This window comes from Nonomuraea angiospora (assembly GCF_014873145.1).
GTDB classification, from domain to species: Bacteria; Actinomycetota; Actinomycetes; order Streptosporangiales; family Streptosporangiaceae; genus Nonomuraea; species Nonomuraea angiospora.
In genome coordinates this window covers 3788829-3810044 of the sequence record NZ_JADBEK010000001.1, presented here as the reverse complement: position 1 = coordinate 3810044, position 21216 = coordinate 3788829, and the positions used below count along the sequence as shown (strand labels likewise).

The 21216-nt window shown below is 73.2% G+C and carries 11 protein-coding genes; 7 read left to right on the top strand and 4 right to left on the bottom strand.

The features are described 5' to 3' along the window. The first annotated feature begins 420 nt into the window (after positions 1 to 420). On the top strand, positions 421 to 6453 hold the full coding sequence (locus tag H4W80_RS17260) for an RHS repeat-associated core domain-containing protein (RefSeq protein WP_192786027.1): 6033 nt from the start codon (positions 421 to 423) through the stop codon (positions 6451 to 6453). Positions 6454 to 6611: 158 nt separating this feature from the next. Here H4W80_RS17260 and H4W80_RS17255 read toward each other — a convergent pair whose 3' ends face one another. Next, positions 6612 to 8429 (bottom strand): multicopper oxidase family protein, encoded by a 1818-nt coding sequence (locus tag H4W80_RS17255; protein WP_225963494.1) that lies wholly within the window; start codon positions 8427 to 8429, stop codon positions 6612 to 6614. A 206-nt stretch (positions 8430 to 8635) separates the two neighbouring features. Further along, positions 8636 to 9403, bottom strand: a complete 768-nt coding sequence (locus tag H4W80_RS17250) for an alpha/beta hydrolase (protein ID WP_192786026.1) — start codon at positions 9401 to 9403, stop codon at positions 8636 to 8638. Positions 9404 to 9478: 75 nt separating this feature from the next. Here H4W80_RS17250 and H4W80_RS17245 point away from each other — a divergent pair, with 75 nt between their 5' ends. The 4 genes from H4W80_RS17245 to H4W80_RS17230 are packed head-to-tail and all read left to right on the top strand — an operon-like array spanning position 9479 to position 13781. Further along, a complete protein-coding gene (locus tag H4W80_RS17245; protein WP_318786912.1) occupies positions 9479 to 10726 on the top strand; it encodes a CoA transferase in 1248 nt (415 codons plus the stop codon). Further along, a complete protein-coding gene (locus tag H4W80_RS17240; protein WP_192786025.1) occupies positions 10723 to 11589 on the top strand; it encodes an HTD2 family dehydratase in 867 nt (288 codons plus the stop codon). Before H4W80_RS17245 ends, H4W80_RS17240 begins: the two co-directional genes overlap by 4 nt. 1 nt (position 11590) lies before the next feature. Further along, positions 11591 to 13279, top strand: a complete 1689-nt coding sequence (locus H4W80_RS17235) for an acyl-CoA dehydrogenase family protein (protein WP_225964949.1) — start codon at positions 11591 to 11593, stop codon at positions 13277 to 13279. Positions 13280 to 13328: 49 nt separating this feature from the next. Continuing rightward, on the top strand, positions 13329 to 13781 hold the full coding sequence (locus tag H4W80_RS17230) for a GNAT family N-acetyltransferase (protein ID WP_192786024.1): 453 nt from the start codon (positions 13329 to 13331) through the stop codon (positions 13779 to 13781). Here the strand turns inward: H4W80_RS17230 and H4W80_RS62720 are convergent, their stop codons facing one another. Together H4W80_RS62720 and H4W80_RS17220 are read right to left on the bottom strand one after the other, a co-directional pair. Further along, the gene (locus H4W80_RS62720) at positions 13782 to 17582 is read right to left on the bottom strand and encodes an ATP-binding protein (protein WP_192786023.1); all 3801 of its coding nucleotides are present in this window, start codon (positions 17580 to 17582) and stop codon (positions 13782 to 13784) included. Positions 17583 to 17674: 92 nt separating this feature from the next. Continuing rightward, positions 17675 to 18343 (bottom strand): hypothetical protein, encoded by a 669-nt coding sequence (locus H4W80_RS17220; RefSeq protein ID WP_192786022.1) that lies wholly within the window; start codon positions 18341 to 18343, stop codon positions 17675 to 17677. A 159-nt stretch (positions 18344 to 18502) separates the two neighbouring features. On the opposite strand from H4W80_RS17220, the gene H4W80_RS63615 reads away from it, so the two are divergent. Then, the gene (locus H4W80_RS63615; protein WP_192786021.1) at positions 18503 to 20542 is read left to right on the top strand and encodes a sensor histidine kinase; all 2040 of its coding nucleotides are present in this window, start codon (positions 18503 to 18505) and stop codon (positions 20540 to 20542) included. Next, positions 20532 to 21179 (top strand): response regulator, encoded by a 648-nt coding sequence (locus H4W80_RS17210; protein ID WP_185077309.1) that lies wholly within the window; start codon positions 20532 to 20534, stop codon positions 21177 to 21179. Before H4W80_RS63615 ends, H4W80_RS17210 begins: the two co-directional genes overlap by 11 nt. Positions 21180 to 21216: the final 37 nt, after the last annotated feature.

The following is a 21216-nucleotide window of genomic DNA, read 5'->3' as shown; positions in this document are numbered from 1 at the left end:
TCCCGGGTGGCGTCCGTCGTCCCGGGCGTAACCCCGGCTCAGGGCAGCCGAGTGACGGATCGCGTACCGGACGCCGATCCCGTCACGACAACGGGGAAGGGCTGGTCGCACCGTCGAGATCGTCTCCTCGCCCAGCCGTACCCGCCAGGTTGTCGCGCTTCCGATGACGCGCTGAGCACCGCACGACCCGCTCAGCCAACCGCCCCCGAAAGCCCCTGGAGATGGTCAATGGATCTGCCGAGTGAGTTAGACCTGCCCCACTCCCGATGGAACGGCCTTCAACGAACCCCACAAGAGCCGGATGGCCCGGACACGTCGTGGAATCGTTTCGCGACGCAAGAGGCCAAGCCCGAATCGCGCTGGCCACGCAGGCTGGCCCCGGTTCTCTCGATCGTCCTGCTGGCGGAGATGGTGTACGCCATGCCCGCCTACGCGGCCCCGCGCCCGGCGCCTGCCGTGCAGAAAGAAGCGCCGGTGACGGGCCGGCCGGTCCCGGTCAAGCCGCCACTGGCGGATCCCGTCGCCAAGCAGGCGTGGAAGGCGGCGCCGGCCGTCACCTGGCCCAAACCGCAGAAGGTGGAACTGGGCGGTTCCGCCTCCACCCTGGCGGCCGGCTTCCCGGTGAAGTTGGCATCGGGGACGGCCAAGGCGGCGCAGGCGCCCACCCCGATCAGTGTCGAGTTGCTCGACACCGACCTGCTCGGCCTGGCGATGCGCGTCATGCCGGGGCAGGGGGCGGCAGCGGCGGCTGCGGCCAAGCCGGTCAAGACCCGCCTTGAGGTGGACTACTCCGGCTTCCGGTACGCCTACGGCGGTGACTACGGCTCCCGGCTGCGCATGGTGAAGCTGGAGGAGTGCGCGCTCACCGGCGCGGCCGGCTGCGCTCAGCCGCAGCCGGTGAAGAGCGACAACAACGTGACGAGCGGTACGGTGAGCGCCGAGGTCGAGACGGGCGGCCTGTACGCGCTGACCGCGGCGGCGTCCGGCCCGTCGGGCGACCATGCCGCGACCTCTCTGGCGGCCTCGTCCGACTGGAGCGTGGGTCCTCAGTCGGGTGACTTCACCTGGGGCTACGAGCTGCGCACGCCTCCGGCGCTGGGTGGTGAGGAGCCGGGCGTGTCGCTGGGCTACTCCTCGCAGAGCGTGGACGGTCGCACCGCCTCCACCAACAACCAGGCCTCCTGGGTCGGTGAGGGCTTCGAGCTGAACCCGGGCGGCTACATCGAGCGCCGCTACAAGTCCTGCATGATCGACGGCAAGAAGACCGGCGACCTGTGCTGGGACCAGGACAACGCCACCATGTCCCTGGGCGACTCGTCGGTCGAGCTCGTCAAGGACGCCACCACGAAGCAGTGGCGGCCCAAGCGGGACGACGGCACGAGGATCGAGGCGCTGACCGGTGCCACGAACGGCGACAACAACGGCGAGTACTGGCGGGTCACCACGCCGGACGGCACGCAGTACACCTTCGGCCTGAACCGGCTGCCCGGCTGGGTCACCGGCAAGCCGGAGACGAAGTCGGTGCAGACGGTGCCGGTGTTCGGCAACAACAGCGGCGAGCCCTGCTACAACAGCACCCCGGCCAACGCGTGGTGCCAGCAGGGCTACCGGTGGAACCTCGACTACGCGGTGGACACCCACGGCAACGCCACCACGTACTGGTACGCCCAGGAGACCAACCACTACGGCCGCAACATGAAGCCGGAGCTCGGCACGCAGTACGTGCGCGGCGCGTACCTGACCAGGATCGACTACGGCTACCTGAAGAACGAGCTGTTCACCAAGGCTCCCGCCGCCCGCGTCGTCTTCGACGTGGCCGAGCGCTGCCTGCCCAACGGCACCATCACCTGCGCCGCCGACCAGCTCAAGAAGGAGACCGCCGGCAGCTGGCCGGACGTCCCGTTCGACCAGATCTGCGACTCCGGGGTGAAGTGCACCGACCGCCTGGCGCCGACGTTCTTCACGCGCAAGCGCCTGACCAAGGTCACCACGCAGATCGTCAACGCCTCGGGCCAGTACACCGCGGTGGACTCCTGGACGCTGGCGCACCAGTTCCCCGCCTCGGGCGACGGCATGAGCCCGGCGCTGTGGCTGGCCTCGATCCAGCAGACCGGTCATGTGGGTGGCACGATCACGCTGCCCAAGGTCACGTTCATCGGCGTCCAGCTGCCCAACCGGGTGGACGCCAACGAGGGCCGCGCCCCGCTGGTCAAGTGGCGGGTGCAGGCGATCAACAACGAGTCCGGCGGCGAGCTGCGGGTCAACTACTCGGCGGCCGACTGCAAGCCGGGCGACGTCCCCACGGCGGACAAGAACACCAGGCGCTGTTTCCCGCAGCGCTGGGCGCCGCCGAACGAGGCCGAGGTCACCGACTGGTTCCACAAGTACCTGGTCACCCAGACGATCGAGGTCGACCGGGTAGCGGGCTCGCCCAACGTGGTCACCGACTACGAGTACCTCGACGGTGCCGGCTGGCACTACGCCGACAACATCCTGGTCAAGCCCGAGCACCGCACCTGGGCCGACTACCGTGGCTTCGGCCGGGTCCGCGTCCGCGAGGGCGACGGGCAGGACGGCAAGCGCACGCTGAAGGAGTTCCGCTACTTCCGCGGCATGCACGGCGACAAGCAGGCCGACGGCTCCAAGCGCAGCGCGCAGGTCACGGACTCCGAGGGCGTCAAACTGGACGACCTCGACCAGTTCGCGGGCTTCGAGCGCGAGGAGATCCTCTTCGACGGCGACGGCGGGGCCATCCTGAGCGCGACGCTCGAGGAGCCCTGGTCGGTCAAGACGGCCGAGTCCACGCAGAGCGGCGTCACCAAGGCCGCCCACGTGGTGCAGCCCAAGTCCATGGTCACCCGCACCGCACTGCCGGGGGACAAGTGGCGGCGTACCGGCGAAGAGCGCGCGTACGACGACAAGGGCCTGCTCCTCCAGGTCGACGAGAAGGGTGACCTGGCCGCCGCCGATGACGACGAGTGCACCCGCTACACCTACGCTCGTAATGACACGTCCTGGATGCTCGACTACCCCAGCAGGGTTCAGAAGGTCGCCGCCGGCTGCGGCACCGCGGTCTCCAAGCTGGCCGCCGACGAGGTGATCTCGGACGAGAAAGTCCAGTATGACGGCCAGGCGCACGGACAGGCGCCGACCAAGGGCGATGTGACCACGGTCCAGGAGCTCGTCTCGGCGGACGGCCGGACGATCACCGGCACCATCCGCACCTACGACGTCTACGGCCGTGAGACCAGCGAGACGGACCCGGTCGGCACCAAGTCCGTCACCACCTACAGCCCGGCCACCGGCGCCCCGGCGACGGAGACCACGGAGACGAACCAGCTCGGCCATGTCGAGCGGACCCTGCTCGAACCGGCGTGGGGCGAGCCCGTCGCCGAGATCGACGCGAACAACCGCCGCGTCGACATGGAGTACGACGCGCTCGGCCGGCTGACCAAGGTCTGGCAGGCCGACCGGAGCAAGGAGGCCGGTCAGTCGCCCAGCACCGAGTACTCCTACACGATGCGCACCGACGGCCCCAGCTACGTCACCACCAAGACGTTGCGCGCGGACGGCGGCTACACGACCAGCTATGAGCTGTACGACGGCCTGATGCGCGAGCGCCAGACCCAGGAACCCGCGCCGGCGGACGACCAGACGACGGATCCCGCGCTACGTGATGGGCGCACGATCACCGACACCTTCCACAACTCGCAGGGCGAGGAGTACAAGGCCAACACCGGCTACTTCGCCACGGGCGCGCCTTCCACCGAGCTGCTGGCGGTGGCCGACGCCGACGTGCCCAACCAGGTCGTCTCGCTGTTCGACGGAGCGGGTGAGGCCAACGCCGAGATCCTCAAGGTGAAGGGCGTGGAGAAGTACCGGGTGACGGCCAGGGAGGAGGGCGACCGGCTCCACGTCACACCGCCGCCGGGCGGCACGGCGACGACCCGGATCGGTGACGCGCAGGACCGGCTGATCGAGCTGCGCCAGTACAAGGGCGCGACGCCGACCGGCGAGTACGACTCCACCAAGTACACCTACGACCGCGCCGGACGCCTGTCCACGGTGACCGACCCGGCGGGCAACGTCTGGCGCCACCACTACGACATGCGCGGCCGGGAGATCAGGACGGAGGACCCGGACAAGGGCGTCACGACCACCACGTACAACGACGCCGACGAGATCGTCACCACCACCGACGCGCGTGGCAAGACCCTGTGGTACGGCTACGACGTTCTGGGTCGCAAGACCGAGATGCGCGAAGGATCCGCCACCGGCCCGCTGCTGGCCGTATGGAAGTACGACGCGCTGGCCAAGGGAGAACTCAACGCCAGTATCCGGTACGTGGGAGGGCAGGCGTACACGGCCGAGATCAACGCCATCGACGCCGACTACCGCACCCTGCGCCAGACCGTCACCATCCCGGAACGGGAGGGCAAGCTGGCCGGCTCCTACCAGCTCAACACGCGCTACACGGTCGACGACCAGGTCCAGTCGGTCAGCTTCCCGGCGGGAGGCGGCCTGACGGAGGAGTCGGTCGTGTACGGCTACGACGGGCTCAGCCAGCCGACCAAGGTCACGGGCCTGGCGGCGTACGTGAGCGCGACCCGCTACTCCAAGATGGGAGAGATCCTCCAGTACGAGCTGGGCGAGGGCACCAAGAAGGCCTGGCTGACCTACACCCATGACGAGGGCACCCGCAGGCTGACCGGCATGCGGCTGGACCGGGCAGGTGCCGCCGCCAGCGATCTGGACCTCAACTACAGCTACGACGCGGCCGGCAACATCACCAAGATCGCCGACAGGTCCGGCCAGGACACGCAGTGCTTCAAGCACGACTATCTGCGCCGCCTGACCTCGGCCTGGACGGCCACCGACGACTGCGCCTCCGGCCCGACCGGGGACAAGATCGGCGGCGTGGCCCCGTACGCGGTCAGCTACGCCTACGACGCCACCGGCAACCGGCTCAAGGAGACCAAGCACGCCTGGGGCGGCGCGGGTGAGACCACCCGTACCTCCACCTACCCGGCCGCCGGCGGCAAGCAGCCGCACGCGCTCCAGACCGTCGGGTCGGACCTGTTCGAGTACGACGCCGCGGGCAACACCACCAGGCGCAAGGTCGGCAACTCCGACCAGAGCCTGGTCTGGGACGCCGAAGGCAACCTGGAGTCGGTGAGCGAGGCCGGCAAGACGACGTCGTTCATCTACGACGCCGACGGCGACCGCCTGCTCAGAAAGACCCCCACCGACGCCACCCTCTACATCGACGACATGGAGCTGCGCCTCGACTACGCCAAGGACGTCGTCGAGCAGACCCGCTACTACACCATCGGCGGCGAGGCCATCGCGGTGCGCACGCCGGACAACCAGGTCTACTTCATGGCCAACGATCATCAGGGCACCGCGCAGGCCATGGTGAACGCCGGCACCGGAGACGTGGCCATCCGCAGGCAGACCCCGTTCGGCGAGGACCGCGGGACGCCACCACCTTGGTGGCCGGGACAACGCGGATTCGTCGGCGGCACCAAGGACGCGACGACCGGGCTCGTCCACCTCGGCGCCCGAGAGTACGACGCCACGAACGGCCGCTTCCTCTCGGTCGACCCGATCATCGACGAGGGAGATCCGCAGCAGCTCAACGCCTACGCCTACGCCAGCAACAGCCCCGTCACCATGACCGACCCCGACGGCCAGTGGGTGTGGATCGCCGTGGGGATCGGGCTCAGGATCGCGGCGCGTATCGCGGCTCGGCGGGCGGCACAGGCCGCGGCTCGGCGGGCGGCCGCGGCCGCGGCCAGGAGGGCGGCACTCGCCGCGGCCCGGCGCAGGGCCGCCGAAGCGGCCAGGAGGCGCGCCCTGGAAGCGGCCAAGCGCAGGGCCGCCGAAGCGGCCAAGAAGAAGGCGGCCGAGGCGGCGCGGAAGAGAGCCGCGGAAGCGGCCAAGAAGAGGGCGGCACAAGCGGCGCGGAAGAAGGCCGCGCTGGCCAGGCAGCGGGCGGCCGCCGCGGCCGCCAGGCGACGAGCGGCAGCGGCAGCGCGGCGAGCCGCGGCTGCCAGGCGACGAGCAGCGGCTGCGCGCAGGGCGGTGACGAGGCGTGCGAGCAGGCCCCGGAGCACGGTCAGGCATCGGCCCGCCGTCCGTCCGACCAGTCGCAGGGCGGTTCAACGGCAATCGCCGCCCAAGGCACAGCGAACTCCGCCGAACACCGGCCAGAGCCAGTCGCGCGGGCTGACCGAAGCGCAGAGACGCTCGATCGACGAGCAGCTGGGGAGGGTCCATCCGACGAACTCCTACCAAGGGACCGCACGGAGCATGGCTGATGAGATGGCTGACCAGGGCACCGGGCACGGCCCGGCCTCCAAGCCGTACACGTCGGACAGTCCGTCCTCGAAGGCACCGATGATCATCTGGCGCCTCTGGCAGATCCTCCGGCCGCCGTCCACGCCAGGTTAGGCGAAGGAGAGACGGAGCTCCTGCCCGAACGGTGTCGACCCAGATCACCGTTCGGTGCGGGAGCTCCGCTGCGAGGACCGCGGCGGACCCCGACGACCGTCGGCGAGCCGTCCGTCCAGGACGCCGGCTCTCGGTGGCCCCCGGCCCATGTGGGGCGGTCACCTGATGAGTTGCCAGGGGCGCATCATGTCGTTGTCCTCGTGTTCCAGGATGTGGCAGTGGTGGATGTAGTCGGCCGGGAACGTGGTGCCCGTGCCGTCGATCCCCGGCACCGGTGGCGCCATGGTGTAGCGGGCGATGATCCTGTTCACCATGCCGGGGTAGGCGATGAAGCTGTCGCGCCAGCCCTGTTGTTCCGGCTCCGGCGGGACGGGCGGGCCGACGAGGTAGCGGGCCAGTTGCGGCTTGCGGTCCGTGGGGCGGCCCGCCGCCAGCCACCGGCCGTAGTCGGCCCGGTACCGATCCGCTTCGAACTTCTGCCGGTTGTGGATCTGGAACTGCACGAGGTGCACGTGCATGGGGTGGGCGTCGCCGGTGGTGTTGATGTACTCCCAGACCTCCGTGGAGTCGGCCCGGACGAAGTCGTCCACCGGCTCGAAGAAGAACCTGCCGTTGATCTGCAGGTGGACGGGGTTGTCGTGCCGGTCGGTCGTCTCGGTCAGCACCCGCTCGCGCCAGTACGTCGCACTGTCCGGCCGCAGCCGCTCCAGTGGTGGCAGGTTCAGCCGCTCGGGCGGGGTCGTGGGGTCGCGGCGGCTCAGCGGCTCGGTCACGCGGAATTGCATGATCTGCGGGATCGCCGGGCCGCCACCCCCGGCGGGGAACGGGGCAGGGGCGTCGTTCATGAGTGTGACGGTGCCGCCGCGGGGAACCGCCGAGAAGTCGACGACGATGTCCACACGGTCCGCCGGGGCCATCAGCAGCGTCGTGGTACGCAAGGCGTCGCCCCGCAGCCCCCCGCCGATCCCGATCAGCCAGAACGGCAGCCGGGTCCGCTCGTCGCCCAGCCACAGGTGGTAGAAACGGGAATTCGACCCGTTGAGGACGCGCAACCGGTAGCGGCGCGGCTCGACCGCCAGGAAGGGGTAGGCCTTGCCGTTGACCACCGGGGTGTCGCCGAAGCACTCCGGGGACCAGATCGGGTGATACGCGTTCACTCCTTTGACCGGGTAGGAGAGCGAGCCGTCCGGGTTGAACGTACGGTCCTGCAGGACCAGGTGGACCTCGAAGCGCCCCCGCGGGAGACCGAGCGCCTCCTCGGCGTCGTCCCGGATCACGTAAAGCCCGGACAGCCCGGCGTAGTTGTTGAGCCGGGTGAGGTCCATCGCGTGGTCGTGGTACCAGAGCATGGTGGCCCGCTGCCGGTTGCCGTACGCGTAGATCGCCTCATTGGGCGCGGCTCCGGGCAAGGTCTTGTAAAGCGGGCCGTGCCTGCCTTTCGGGGTGAACCAGGCGGCGGGGTTGCCGTCCGACTGCGGCGGGCTCCACCCCCCATGCAGATGCACCACGTTCCACACGGTGAGGTCGCTGGGCATGCCCATGTGCCGGCCCCCGGGCGGGTCAGCTGGTACGCCGGGCAGTTGCCGCCACAACGACTGGTCGATCGAGCGGTGCAGCAGGTGCCTGGTCGGCAGCTCGTTGCGGTATCGCACGATCGACGGCCGACCGCGCCGCGCCACCAGGACCGGGCCGAGGCAACCGAGCCCCGCGGGCCGGCCACGGCCGGACGGGTCGGACACCCAGTAACCCCAGGCGACGGTGGTAGCCAGGTCCGCGTGGAAGCGCCACGGGCGCTCGCGCATGGTCAGCACGTAGGAGTCGCGGTCCGGATGACCGGACGTGTCGGGCACGGCCACCGGCAGGCGGGGCAACGGGTCGACGTACTTGCGCAGGCCACGATCCGCCGACCCTGCCGTGCATGCTCCAGCGCCTGCCGTCACCGCGGCCAGGCGCATGAATTCGCGTCTGGTGAACATCGCCGTGCCTCCGGGCTCGATTCCGTGCGAGCGTGGCCTGCCACGCTCCTCTGCCCCACTTCTCTGCCCGCCGCGGGACGGCATCAGGTCAACGTCCCTTCAAAGCCAGGCCGGTCAATGGCGACACGGCGTCGCCCCCGGCCGCTTCCGCCGCGCGACGAAGGTCCGGGCCCGGCGCCGGGACGGTCGCGCAGGAGTTCTGAGCCCTACCAGCCCCGGGCGCGCAGGAAGGCGGCGCAGCGGCCGGTCCAGTCGCCCACGACGGGATCGGCCTCGGCCAGCCCCAGGCCGTGCCGCCCGCTGGGATAGACGTGCACCTCCAAGGGGACCTGGTGGCGGGCGAGCGCCCGGGCCACCTGGAAGGTGTTCTCGACGGGGACCGCCTCGTCGTCGGCCGTGTGCCACAGGAACATGGGTGGCGTGGCCGGGCCCACGCGCTCGGGCAGCGACAGCTCGGAGCGTACGGACTCGGGCGCGTCCGGGCCGAGCAGGTTGGCGGCCGAGCCCTGGTGGGCGGCCGGGCCGGTGAGCTCGGCGACGGGATAGCAGAGCACGGCGAGCCCGGGGCGCGGGTCGGCCTGGTCGACGGCGTCGTGCGGGCCCTCCGGCAGCATGGATCCCGCCTCGGTGGCGAGCAGTCCGGCCAGGTGGCCGCCCGCCGAGAAGCCGAGCACCCCCACGCGGGCCGGGTCCACGCCGGTCGAGGCGGCGTGGTGCCGCACCCAGCGCACCGCCCTGGCGGCGTCGAGCAGGGGCAGCGGGTGGCGGTGCGGGGCGATCCGGTAGCGCACGACGAACGCCGCGATGCCCAGCGAGTTGAGCCAGCGCGCGACCGGCGCGCCCTCGTGGTCGGCGAGGTGGTGGTAGGCGCCGCCCGGCAGGACCACGACGGCCGGGCCGGGACCGTCGCGCCGTACGGGGAAGGCGGTGATGGTCGCCTCGCCGGTCGTGGGCCACAGGGGGTGCTCGCTCATGCCGTGCCTTTCAGGGTCGTCCGACGACGGATGTTAGCGAGCGCCCGATGTGAGCCGTTCGGTTAGGTTGGTCGGGTGCGTGATCGGGACCACCCGTTGACCAAGGATGCCGCGCGACCGCTGAGCGGGCTGCGGATCGTGGAGCTGTCCAGCTACGTGGCCACGCCGCTGAGCGGGATGACGCTGGCGCAGCTGGGCGCCGACGTGATCAGGGTCGAGCCGATCGGCGGCGCTCCCGACCGTACCCGCTGGCCGCTGGCCGAGAGCGGGACGAGCCTGTACTGGTCGGGCCTCAACAAGGGCAAACGCGCCGTCGAGGTGGACCTGTCCGCCGAGGAGGGCCGCCGGCTCGTCGCCGACCTGGTCGTCAGCGGGGGACGGCGCGGCGGGATCGTGATCGGCAACTCCGACCGGCACCCGGAGCTGACCTTCGAGGCGCTGCGGGCGCGCCGCCCCGACGTGATCCACGTGCTGCTCACCGGCCGCCGCGACGGCGGGACCGCGGTGGACTACACGGTCCAGGCGGCGACCGGGTTCCCGCTGCTGACCGGCCCGGAGGACGCCGAGCAGCCGGTGAACGGCGTGGTGCCCGCCTGGGACCTGGCCGCCGGCCTCTACCTGGCGGTCGGGCTGCTGGCCGCGGAGCGGCACCGCGTGCTCACGGGGGAGGGGCAGCAGGTGCGGGTGGCGCTGGAGGACGTCGCCCTGGCGGCCGCCGGAAGCCTCGGCTACCTCGCCGAGGCGCAGCTGAACGGCACCTCGCGCGAGCGCGTCGGCAACCACGTCTACGGCACCTTCGGCCGGGACTTCGCCACCGCCGACGGCGGGCGGCTGATGGTCGTGGCGCTCACCGACCGGCACTGGCGCGACCTGCTCGCCGCCACCGGCCTCACCGGCGTGGTCTCCGCGCTGGCCGCCGCCCTCGGGGTGGACTTCGGCGCGGAGTCCGAGCGCTACCGGCACCGCAGGGTGCTCGGCGGTCTGATCGCGAGCTGGTTCGAGACCCGTACGCTCGCCGAGGCGGAAGAGGCGCTGCGGGCCACGCGCGTGCTGTGGTCGACGTACCGGAGCTTCACGGAGCTGGCCGCGACGCTGCCCGGGAACCCGCTGATGGCCAGGATCGCCCAGCCCGGAGTCGGCGAGCACTGGGCGCCGGGATCGCCGCTGGTGATGAACGGCGAGCAGGCGCCTCCCGAGGCGGCGCCGGAGGTCGGCGGGCACACCGACGAGGTGCTGCGCACCGAGCTCGGCCTGTCGGCGGCGGAGCTGGCGGCGCTGCGGAGCGACGGCGTCATCCGGACGGGCCCGGGAAGGTCCACGTGAGCTGGGAACCGCACACCCTCACCACCCGGGAGACGGTGGAGCCCGGCCCGGTCGCCGCGCTGTCGGCGCTGTTCGACGACGGCACGCCCGCGATCGGCCCGGGAGATCCGCTGCCGCCGCTGTGGCACTGGCTCGCCCTGGCCCGCTGGCCCGTCTCGTCCGTGCTCGGCGCGGACGGCCATCCGGCGCGCGGGTCGTTCCTGCCCCCGGTGGAGCTGCCGCGGCGGATGTTCGCGGGCGGTGAGGTCGCCTTCCACGCCCCCCTCGCGGTGGGAAGCACGGTACGCCGCGAGGCGCGCGTGGAGTCGGTCACCGAGAAGTCAGGGCGCTCGGGCCGGCTGGTCGTCGTGGTCGTCACCATCCGGCTGTACGACGAGCGCGACCGGCTCGCGGTCGAGGAGCGGCAGGACCTCATCTACCGGGAGGCCGGGGCAGTCCCGGAAGAGGCCGCTCCGGCCGGGCCCGCGGCGGCCCTGGCGCCCGCCGGCGCGCCTTTCGCCCCGGTGGGGGAGGGGGTCTGGCGGTTCGCCACGGACCCGACGCTGCTGATGAGGTTCAGCGCGGCGACGTCCAACCCCCACCGGATCCACTACGACTGGCCGTACGCCACCCGCGTCGAGGGCTACCCCGGCCTGGTGGTGCACGGGCCCCTGATGACGCTCGCCCTGGCGGAGGTCCTGCGCCTGGAGGGGCAGGACGTCCCCGTGGCGCGTATGCGGCACCGGAACCGCAGGCCCCTGTTCTGCGGCCGGCCGGCGCTGCTGCGGCGGATCGACGCGGCCACGCTCGGCGTGTTCGGCGAGGGGGACGAGCCCCACAGCACGCTGGAGATCGAGCTCGGGGAAGGCGCAGGCCGTGCGTGAGATGACCGGGCCCGGCCGCGCGCGTGCCGTCGTGGAGGCGCTGCGGGACGTCGTCGGCAGGGCCGCCGCCCACGTCGCCTCGGCGGACCGGGACCAGGCCGTGGCCTACGACGTGGCGTCGATGTCGGCGGCGGTCGCGGCGGCCGGCGAGCTCCTCGACCCCGGCGCGAGCTACGGCGCGGGCTACGGCGCGGGCCGCGACGCGGGCTATGGCGCGGACCCCGACGCGGGCTGCGACGCGGGCCACAGCACGGGCCACGGCACGGACACCGGCGCCGACCATGGCGCCGACCATGGCGCGGACCACGAGGCGGACCTGGCGCTGCTCTACGCCGCCGACGTCGCCGCCGACCTGGCCGGACGCCTGACCGGCAGGGAGGCGCTGTGGGGCGTGGACGGGACGGCCCTGGACGGCGTCGCCGCCCACGTGGCGGCGGGGCGCGACCCGGCGTTCCTGGAGCGCGTCGCCGAGCGCGTGCTGGCCACCCGAGAGGCGGGGCCCCGGCACCTGTCCGCCGAGCTGCAGCTGGTCCGCGCCGCCTTCCGCGAGTTCGCCGCCGACCGCGTCGCCCCCGTCGCCGACCGGATCCACCGCGACGACGAGGACATCCCCGCCGACATCATCGACGGGCTCGCCGGCATGGGCTGCTTCGGGCTGTCGATCCCGGCCGAGTACGGCGGCGCCGCCGAGGGCGACGAACTGGCCGCCATGGTGGTCGTGACCGAGGAGCTGTCCCGGGCCTCGCTGGGCGCCGCCGGCTCGCTCATCACGCGTCCCGAGATCATCGCCACCGCGATCGCCCGCGGCGGCACCGAGGAGCAGAAACGGCGCTGGCTGCCGATGATCGCCTCCGGCGAGCGGCTGTGCGCCGTGGCGGTCACCGAGCCCGACTTCGGCTCCGACGTCGCCCGGATCACCACGAGCGCGACCCGCGACGGCGACGAATGGGTGCTGAACGGCGTCAAGACCTGGTGCACCTTCGCCGGCCGCGCCCACTACCTGCTCGTCCTGGCCCGTACCGACCCGGCCGGGCACCGGGGCCTTTCGCTCTTCGTGGTGGACAAACCCTCCTTCACCGGCCACGAATGGCGCCTCACCCAGGAGGGCGGCGGGTCCGTCGAGGGGCGCGCCATCCGTACGCTCGGCTATCGGGGCATGCACTCGTTCGAGGTGCGCTTCGACGGCTGGCGCGTCCCCGCGGCCGACCTGATCGGCGGGGACGGCGGTCTCGGGCGCGGGTTCTACCTGCAGATGCAGGCGTTCGCCAACGCGCGGCTGCAGACCGCCGCCAGGGCCGTCGGGGTCATGCAGTCGGCGCTGGAGCTGGCCGTGGACTACGCGCGGCAGCGCTCGGTCTTCGGTCGGCCGCTCGCGGACTACCAGCTGACCCGCGCCAAGATCGCCAGGATGGCCGCGTTGACCGCCGCGTGCCGGGCCTTCACGTTCGCGGCGGCCCGGGCCGTGACGGCCGGCGACGGCCAGCTCGAGGCCGCGCAGGTCAAGCAGCTCGCCTGCCGGGCGGCCGAATGGGTCACCAGGGAGGCCCAGCAGCTGCACGGCGGCTACGGGTACGCGGAGGAGTACGGCATCTCGCGCCTGTTCGTGGACGCGCGCGTGCTGTCCATCTTCGAGGGCGCCGACGAGGTGCTCGCCCTGCGGGTGATCGCCCGCAGGCTGATGAAGCCCTGACCACGAAATCGGTTGGCAGAGACGGCGGATCGGCCGCAATCATGCCCTCATGTCGATCCGTACGGCCCATGAGGCCGATCTGCCCGCCCTGCTCGCCCTCGCCGTCGCCTTCTACGAGGAGGACGGCTTCACCACGCCGGAAGGCGACCTCAGCGCCAACCTCACCACCTTGATCACCTCGCCCGCGGCCCGGGTCGCGGTGAGCGAGGAGCACGGCCGGATCGTCGCGTTCGCGATCACCACGACCTCGTTCGGGCTCGAATCCGGGCTGATCGCCGAGCTCGAGGACCTCTACGTCGCCCCGGAGGCACGCAGGCGCGGCGAGGCCGGCCGGCTGATCGAAGACAGCCGCGGCTGGGCCGCGGAGCTGGGATGTTCCCTCCTGGAGATCGTGATCGCCCCCAACGGCAACGACGTGAGCCATCTCTTCGACTTCTACGGCAAGCGCGGCTTCCAGGACGAGGGGCGCCGCCTGCTCAGCCGGCCGCTGTCCAGGACGTGATCACGCCCTGGTGGCGACCTGAAGAGGCTGGCGGACGCCGGTGGCGGCGGCGCGGTCGCGCCACCAGTGCAGGCCGGCGGCGTCGGCCTGCTGTTCGAGGGCGGTGAGGTGGGCGGTGGCGGCGTCGTGGTGTCCGGTGGCGGTGGCGAGCAGGGCGAGGTACCAGTCGACGGGGCCCAGGCAGAGCACGGCTGACAGGGCGGAGATGCGGCCGCTGTAGGGGAGCAGGGCGGTGTAGGCGGTGCGGCATTCGTGGGTACGGCCGAGCGCGGCCACGGCGGCGGCGCGCAGGCAGGTGGCCGACAGCCAGGACCAGTCGCGGGGAGGGGCGGGACGGGGGCCGCCGTTGAGTCGCCGGGCGTGGTCGAGGTGGCCCTGGGCGCACAGGTGCAGGGTGGTGGCGTCGTGGTGCAGCGTGGGATGGACGCCGCGGACGGCGGCGATGAGGGGCGCGGCGTCGGCGATGGCGCCGCGGTGGTAGCTGAGCGCGACGCGGCCGGCGGCGACGGTCTGGCGGGCGTGCCAGAGGTTGAGGCGGCGGGCCTGGCCGTCGGCGTCGTCGTAGAGGCGGTCGGCCTCGTCGAAGCGGCCGTCGAGGGTGAGCCGGTTGGCGTGCCAGAGGGTGTGCTGGAAGCTGGGCCAGGGCAGCGGGTGGAGCTCCAGGAGAGCGTCGCAGCGGTCGGCGGCCCGGTCCGCGCCGGCCACGTCGAACGCCTCCAGCCGGCCGCAGGCGTCCACCATGCCGGCGAGCAGCTCGACCTGGGGGTTGTGGGTGTGTTCCGCCAGGTCGTGTAACTCGCCGGTGAGCTCCGTCAACCCGGTGAGGACCTGGGGCCGGGGCACGGCGACCCGACGGTCGCCGCGGGCGCGGGCGCGGGCGCGGGTGAGCGGACGGGGGTCGTCCGCCGGGTGCTGGGCCGCTGGGTGCTGGGCCGCTGGGTGTCGGTCCGTCGGGTGCTGGCCCGTCTGGTGCTGGTTCGCCGGGTGTCGGCTCGCCAGGCGCTGGCCTGCCGGGTGCTGGCCCGCTTGGTGCCGGTCCATCTGGTGCCGGCTCGTCTGGTACGGGTCGCGTAGCAGTGACAGGGACGGCGTGCCGAGGGCGGTGAGGGCGCGTACCACCAGCCCGGCGCCCGCGTCGGCGCGGTCGGCGGCGCGCAGGGCGGCGGCTCCGGCGCGGCGGGCGGCCTCCCGGTCACCGGCCGCCTCCAGGGCCTGGACGTGGTGGAGCAGCAGCTCCACGTGCTGGGCGGGGTCGCCGCCCGAGGCGTCGTGGGCGGCCACCGCGTGGCCCCACCACCTGGCCGCCTCCGCGTACGCCAGCCGCAGGCCGGCCTGCTCCGCGGCGGCCACGGCCCAGCGCACGGCCTCGTCGTGCGAGCCCGCCTGAACGGCGTGGCAGGCGATGGCGGCCACGTCGGCGGACGGGCGGGTGGCCAGGGCGGCGGCCAGGTCGCGGTGGACGGCGGCCCTGCGCCGGGGCGGCAGACCCCCGGCCAGCGCCTCCCGCACCAGGTCATGCACGAACACCAGCCGCCCATCCCTGGCTGGCTCCACGCTAAACCCCCGCTCGGCGACGCCAGGCAACCCTGCGCCGGCCACCCGGCCGCGCGCGTCGCCGGAGAGCAGCTCCGTGCGGGGTGCTCGGCCGGACGCATCCTGCGGGCCGGACGGCGCCCCACCGGTGGCGAGGCCGTGGGCGTCGCCGGAGAGCAGCTCCGTGCGGGGTGCTTGGCCGGATGCATCCTGCGCGCTGGACAGCGCCCCACCGGTGGCGAGGCCGTGTGCGTCGCTGGAGAGGGGCAGCCCCGTGCGGGGTGCTTGGCCGGATGCATCCTGCGCGCTGGACAGCGCCCCGCCGGTGGTGAGGTCGTGTGCGTCGCCGGAGACGGACAGCCCCCTACCGGTGGAGAGGCCGTGTGGGTCGCCGGAGACGGAGAGTCCCGCGTCGGCCGCCCGGCCGTGTGTGTTGCCGGAGATGGAGGGGGCTGCGGCGGCGGTGAGGTCGTGTGGGGTGCTGGGGACGGGTGGTTCCGGGCGGGCCGGCAGGTCGGGGTCGGCGCAGGGGACGAGCAGGCCCGCGCGGACCGCGCGGTCGAGCAGGTCGGCCGCCTCGGGGCCCGTGACCTGCGCCACGATCGCCGGGTCGAACTCCCTGCCGAGCACCGCCGCGACCGCCAGCACCTCGGCGACCTCGGTCTCGAGCTGCGACCGCACCAGCCCGGCGACCGACTCCGGGATGGCGTCCACGGCGTGCCCGCCGGCCCGCAGCCGGAGGCACTCCCGTACGAAGAAGGGGTTGCCGCCGGTCCGGTCGGTCAGCCGGGCCGCGGCCTCGGCGTCGAGCTCCACCCCCATGCCGGCCGCCATGGACCGTACGGCCTCCGGAGCCAGGCCGCGGACGCGCAGGCGAACCAGGTCGTAGCGGGCCAGCCGGCTCAGCGGGTCGTCGAAACCCGGGCGGAACGCGGCGACCAGCGTCACGGCGGCGCCGTCCAGCCGCATGACCAGGTCCCTGAGCAGGTCCAGCGACGCGGGGTCGGCCCGCTGCAGGTCGTCCAGGACGATCACCAGCGGCCGGACGCGCGCGGCCGCGGCCAGCCACCGCGCGACGGCGCGCGCGACGGCCGGGCGATCCACGTCGGCCGGGTGGTGCGTGTCGGCCGGGTGGTGCGTGTCGGCCCGGCGGTGTGTGTCGGCCGGGCGGTCCGCGTCGAGCAGGCCGGCCAGGCTCCGCCGGTCGCCGGGCGGGCAGTGCTGTTCGAGCGTCCGCAGCACCTGGACCCACGGCCACAGCGGCGGCAGCCCTTCGGCGTCGTGGCAGCGCCCCCAGAGCACGAGCTGCCCGAGCCGGGCCGAGCAGTGCTCGCCGAACTCCTCCAGCAGGAACGTCTTGCCGATCCCCGCCTCGCCGCTCACCGCCGCCAGCCGCAGGCCGGTGCGGGCGGCCCGCTCGGGCAGCGCCATCAGCTCGGCGAGCCGGTCGTCCCGGTCGCGCGTCACAGGCACAGGCCCGAGCCGGGGCGGCACGGCCAGGGTGGCCGGGCCGGTGGCCGGCTCCAGGGAGTCGGCCTGGCGGAGGATGTCCTGTTCGAGGGAGCGCAGCTCGGGGCCGGGGTCGAGGCCGAGCTGGTCGGCCAGCAGCCGGGCCGCGCGGCGCAGCACGGCCAGCGCCTCCGCCTGCCGCCCGGTGCGGTACAGGGACAGGGCGAGCAGGCACCACAGCCGCTCGCGCAGCGGGTTCCCGGCCGTCTCCGCCTCCAGGTCCGCGATCACGGCCTGCGGGCGGCCCAGGTCGAGCAGCGCCCGGGCGCGCCGTTCGAGCGCGACCAGCCGCAGCTCGCGCAGCCGGCTCACCTCGGTGAATGCCCAGGTCTCGTCCCCGAACTCCCCGTACGGCGTGCCCCGCCACAGCCCGAACGCGGCGTCCAGGCAGGTCAGCGCCTCCCCCGGCGACTGGAACTCCGACCGTCCCACCAGCTCCTCGAACCGCGACGCGTCCACGTCATCGGCGGCCAGCAGGTAGCCGGGCGGCCGGCCGATCAGCACCTTGGGCTTGGCCCACGGGCCGCGGTCGGGCTCGATCGCCCGGCGCAGGTTCGACACGTACGAGTGCAGCGACGACAGCGCGCTGGGCGGCGGCGTGTCCCCGTACAGGTCATGGATCAGGGCGTCGGTGGAGACCACGACCCCCCGCGCGATGAGGAGCCGGGCCAGCACCGCGCGCGGGCGGGCCCCGCCCAGGCCGACGGGCTCCCCCTCGTCGGCACGGACCTCGAGAGGTCCCAGAACTCGAAATTCCACAGCACGTCCGGTTCGATCAGGCGGGTCAGGAGAAGGCAGGCGGGTCCGGAGAAGGCAGGCGGGTCCGGAGAAGGCAGGAGGGTCCGGAGAGGTCAGGCGGGTCTGGAGGAGAGCGTGGCCGCGGGCCGCAGGGCCATCAGCAGGCCGAGCGCGGCGTACCCGACGACCAGGTGGGTGGCGCCGACCCAGCGGGCCAGCTGCTCGCCGACCAGCAGGTAGCAGGGGACGGTCACGACCGCCCAGCTCTCCGCGAGGAGCGGCCACCAGCGCAGCACCCCGCGCCACCGCGCGGTGACGGCGAGCTTGACGCTGATCGCGGCCATGCCCAGCATCGACAGCGGCCAGCAGATGTCGAGGAAGGCCAGCCAGGTCGCGTCCTTGACGTCGTCCGGCAGGACGCCGTGCAGCAGCGACCAGACGCTGGCGAGGCCGAGCACCGCGGCCTCCAGCTTGAGCGCCACCGCGGCCCCCCGCGAGGTGCCGATCGCCCGCGTCCTCATCTGCGCCCAGAGCAGGCAGAAGATGCCGAGCTGGAACGCCAGCCCGGTCAGGTCGATGATCCGCTCGCCCACGCCGACGCCTTGCGTGCCGTGGATGTAGATGGCCGTCGCCCAGGTCAGCGAGCCGGCCATCAGCCCGATCCCGGCGCGGCGGACGGCGCTCTCGCGCACCGCCGGGGCGGCGCCGGGGTAGGGGGAGGAGCTGAGCACTCGGGTGTCCGTGCGGGCCCGGGCGGGCTCGTTGGTGATGTGGGCGTCCATGGGGTTCCTTCCTGTTTGTCGGCGATGCCCCAACGATGTCGGCCCGCTGTCCCGGGCCGGCAGAGCCGCCCGTCCCTGATCCGGTCCCGAGGCGCCCCGCCCTGTCCCGGGACAGGCTGTCCCGGGACAACGGGACACATATCCGGCGACAATGCTCGGGTGACGAAAGCCAGCCGCCTGTCCGCGGTCCCGGCGGCGCTCGCGGTCGTGCTCACGGCCGGCACGGTGCTGCTGGACGTCCGCAACTCCGGGACCCCGTTGCCGCCCGGCGCGGGCCTCGAAGCCGTGAGCTGGCCGGCCGCGGTGTCGGGCCTGGCCCAGGCGGTGCCCGGCGCGCTGCTGCTGCGGCGGCTGCCCCGGCATCCCGTCGCCTGGGTGCTGACCCTGTCGGGCGTGCACTGGGCGCTGAACGGCTTCTCCGGCGCCTGGTCGGTGTACGCGATCTACACCTCGCCCGGCGCCTTCGGTGCCGCGCCGGCCTACTGGTTCTACGCCCGGTTCGGCGCGGCGCTGCTGGTCGGGCTGCCGCTGCTGATCCTGCTCTTCCCCGACGGGCGGCTGCCCGCCGCCAGGGGCTGGCGGCGGTTGTCGATCGCCGGCCTGGGGCTGGCCGGCTACCTGCCGCTGGTGTGGCTGTTCGTGCCGGCGTCCGCGACGATGCGGTTCCAGGACGCGCCGCTGCCCCCGGAGATCATGCGGCTCGGCCTCGACGCCGTCAGCCTGGAGCTGCCCTACGAGGTGTGGGCGGCCCTGCTCACCCTCGCCCGGGCGGGGGCGGCGGTGAGCCTGATCATCCCCTTCGCGGTCATGGTGCGCCGCTACCGGCGGGCGGACGCGGAGCGGCGTGCCCAGATCCGCTGGCTGACCTGGGCCGCGCTGGCCGACATGTTCGTGCTCATGGTGCCCCTGGAGCAGCTGGCGTCGGTGCTCATGTGCGTCGGGATCGCGCTCACCTCCGCCGCGGTGCTGATCGCGGTGACCGAATACCGCCTGTACGACATCGACCGGCTGCTGCCGGCGACCTTCCTGTACGGGATGCTCGCGGTCCTGGTGGTCGCGATCGACGTGGCGGTGTTCACCGTCGCGGGCAGCGTGCTGGGAGAACGCGACTCCGCGCTGGCCGCGATCGCGATCGTCTCGGTGGCCTACGCGCCGCTGCGGACGTGGTTGTGGCGGGCGGCGCGGCGGCTGGTGCGCGGGGCGCGCGACGACCCGTACGCGATGGTCTCGACGCTCGCCGAACGGCTGGAGGTCACCACCGAGCCCGACGCGCAGCTCGCCGCGCTGGCCCAGACGGTGTCCGAGGCGTTCCGGCTGCCGTACGTACGGGTGGAGATCGAGCGGCCGGGCGGCGTGCGCACCGTGGTCGAGCACGGCGCCCCGCACGGGCCGCAGCTGTCGCTGCCGGTCGCCTACCGCGACGAGGCCGTGGGCCGGCTGGTCCTGTGCCGGGCCGACCTGGCCGAACGCGACCAGCGGCTGCTCGGCGACCTCGTCCGCCAGGCCGCCCAAGCGGCGCGGGCCAGCGAGCTCAGCGCCGACCTGCAGCGCATCCGCGCCAGGCTGGTGACCGCGCGCGAGGAGGAGCGCCGCCGGATCCGGCGCGACCTGCACGACGGCCTCGGCCCGAGCCTGGGAGCCGTCGCGCTGCGCATCGAGACCGCCCGCAACCTGGCCGCCACCGCGCCCGCCGAGTCCGACCGCATCCTGGAGCAGACCGCGGCCGAGGTCTCCGTCGTGCTGGCCGACGTCCGCCGCCTGGTGCACGACCTGCGCCCGCCCGCGCTCGACGAGCTCGGCGTGCTCCGCGCCGTGGAGCAGCAGGCCGACCGGGTCCGCTCCGGCGGCCTGCAGATCGCCGTGACCGGCGACGATGCGCTCGGCTCGCTGCCCGCCGCGGTGGAGGTGGCCGCGTACCGCATCGTGTCGGAGGCGCTGGCCAACGTGGTGCGGCACGCCGCGGCCACGCACTGCGAGATCGCGCTCGGCGTGCGCGGGCGGACCCTGGAGATCACGGTACGCGACGACGGCCGCGGCATCGGCCACGACGTCGAGGCCGGGGTCGGTATGTTGTCCCTGCGCGAGCGGGCGGCCGAGCTCGGCGGGGAGTGCCAGGTCACCTGCCCGCCCGGCGGCGGGACGCTCGTCCGCGCTCGCCTTCCCCTCGAACAGACCACGGAGGTGGCCGGTGTCCGATGAGACGATCCGAGTGCTGCTCGCCGACGACCATCCGGTCTACCGCGACGGGCTGGCGGCGCTGCTGGCCTCCCTGCCCGGCATCGACGTCGTGGGCACCGCCGCGGACGGCCGGGAGGCCGTCGCGCTGGCCGCCGACCTGCAGCCGGACATCGTCGTCATGGACGTCAGCATGCCGGAGCTGGACGGCATCGAGGCCACCCGCCGGGTCGTCGCCGACAGCCCGCACATCGGGGTGGTCATGCTGACCATGTCGGAGCAGGACGCCACCCTGTTCGCGGCGATGCGCGCCGGGGCCCGCGGCTACCTGCTCAAGGGCGCGAACCAGGCCGAGATCGTCCGCGCCATCCAGGCCGTCGCCCACGGCGAGGCCATCTTCGGGCCGTCGATCGCCCGGCGGGTGACCGAGTTCTTCACCGCGCCGCCCACCGAGGACTCGGCGTTCCCGCAGCTCACGCCGCGCGAGCTGGAGATCCTCACGCTGATCGCGGCCGGCCGGTCCAATCCGCAGATCGCCTCGGAGCTGTTCCTGTCGCCCAAGACCGTGCGCAACAACGTGTCCAACATCTTCGCCAAGCTGCACGTGGCCGACCGCACCGAGGCCATCATCCGCGCCCGCGACGCGGGCCTCGCCCGCTGAGCCCCTTGAAAGGAGGGGTTCGTCAGGGGTTGCTTTT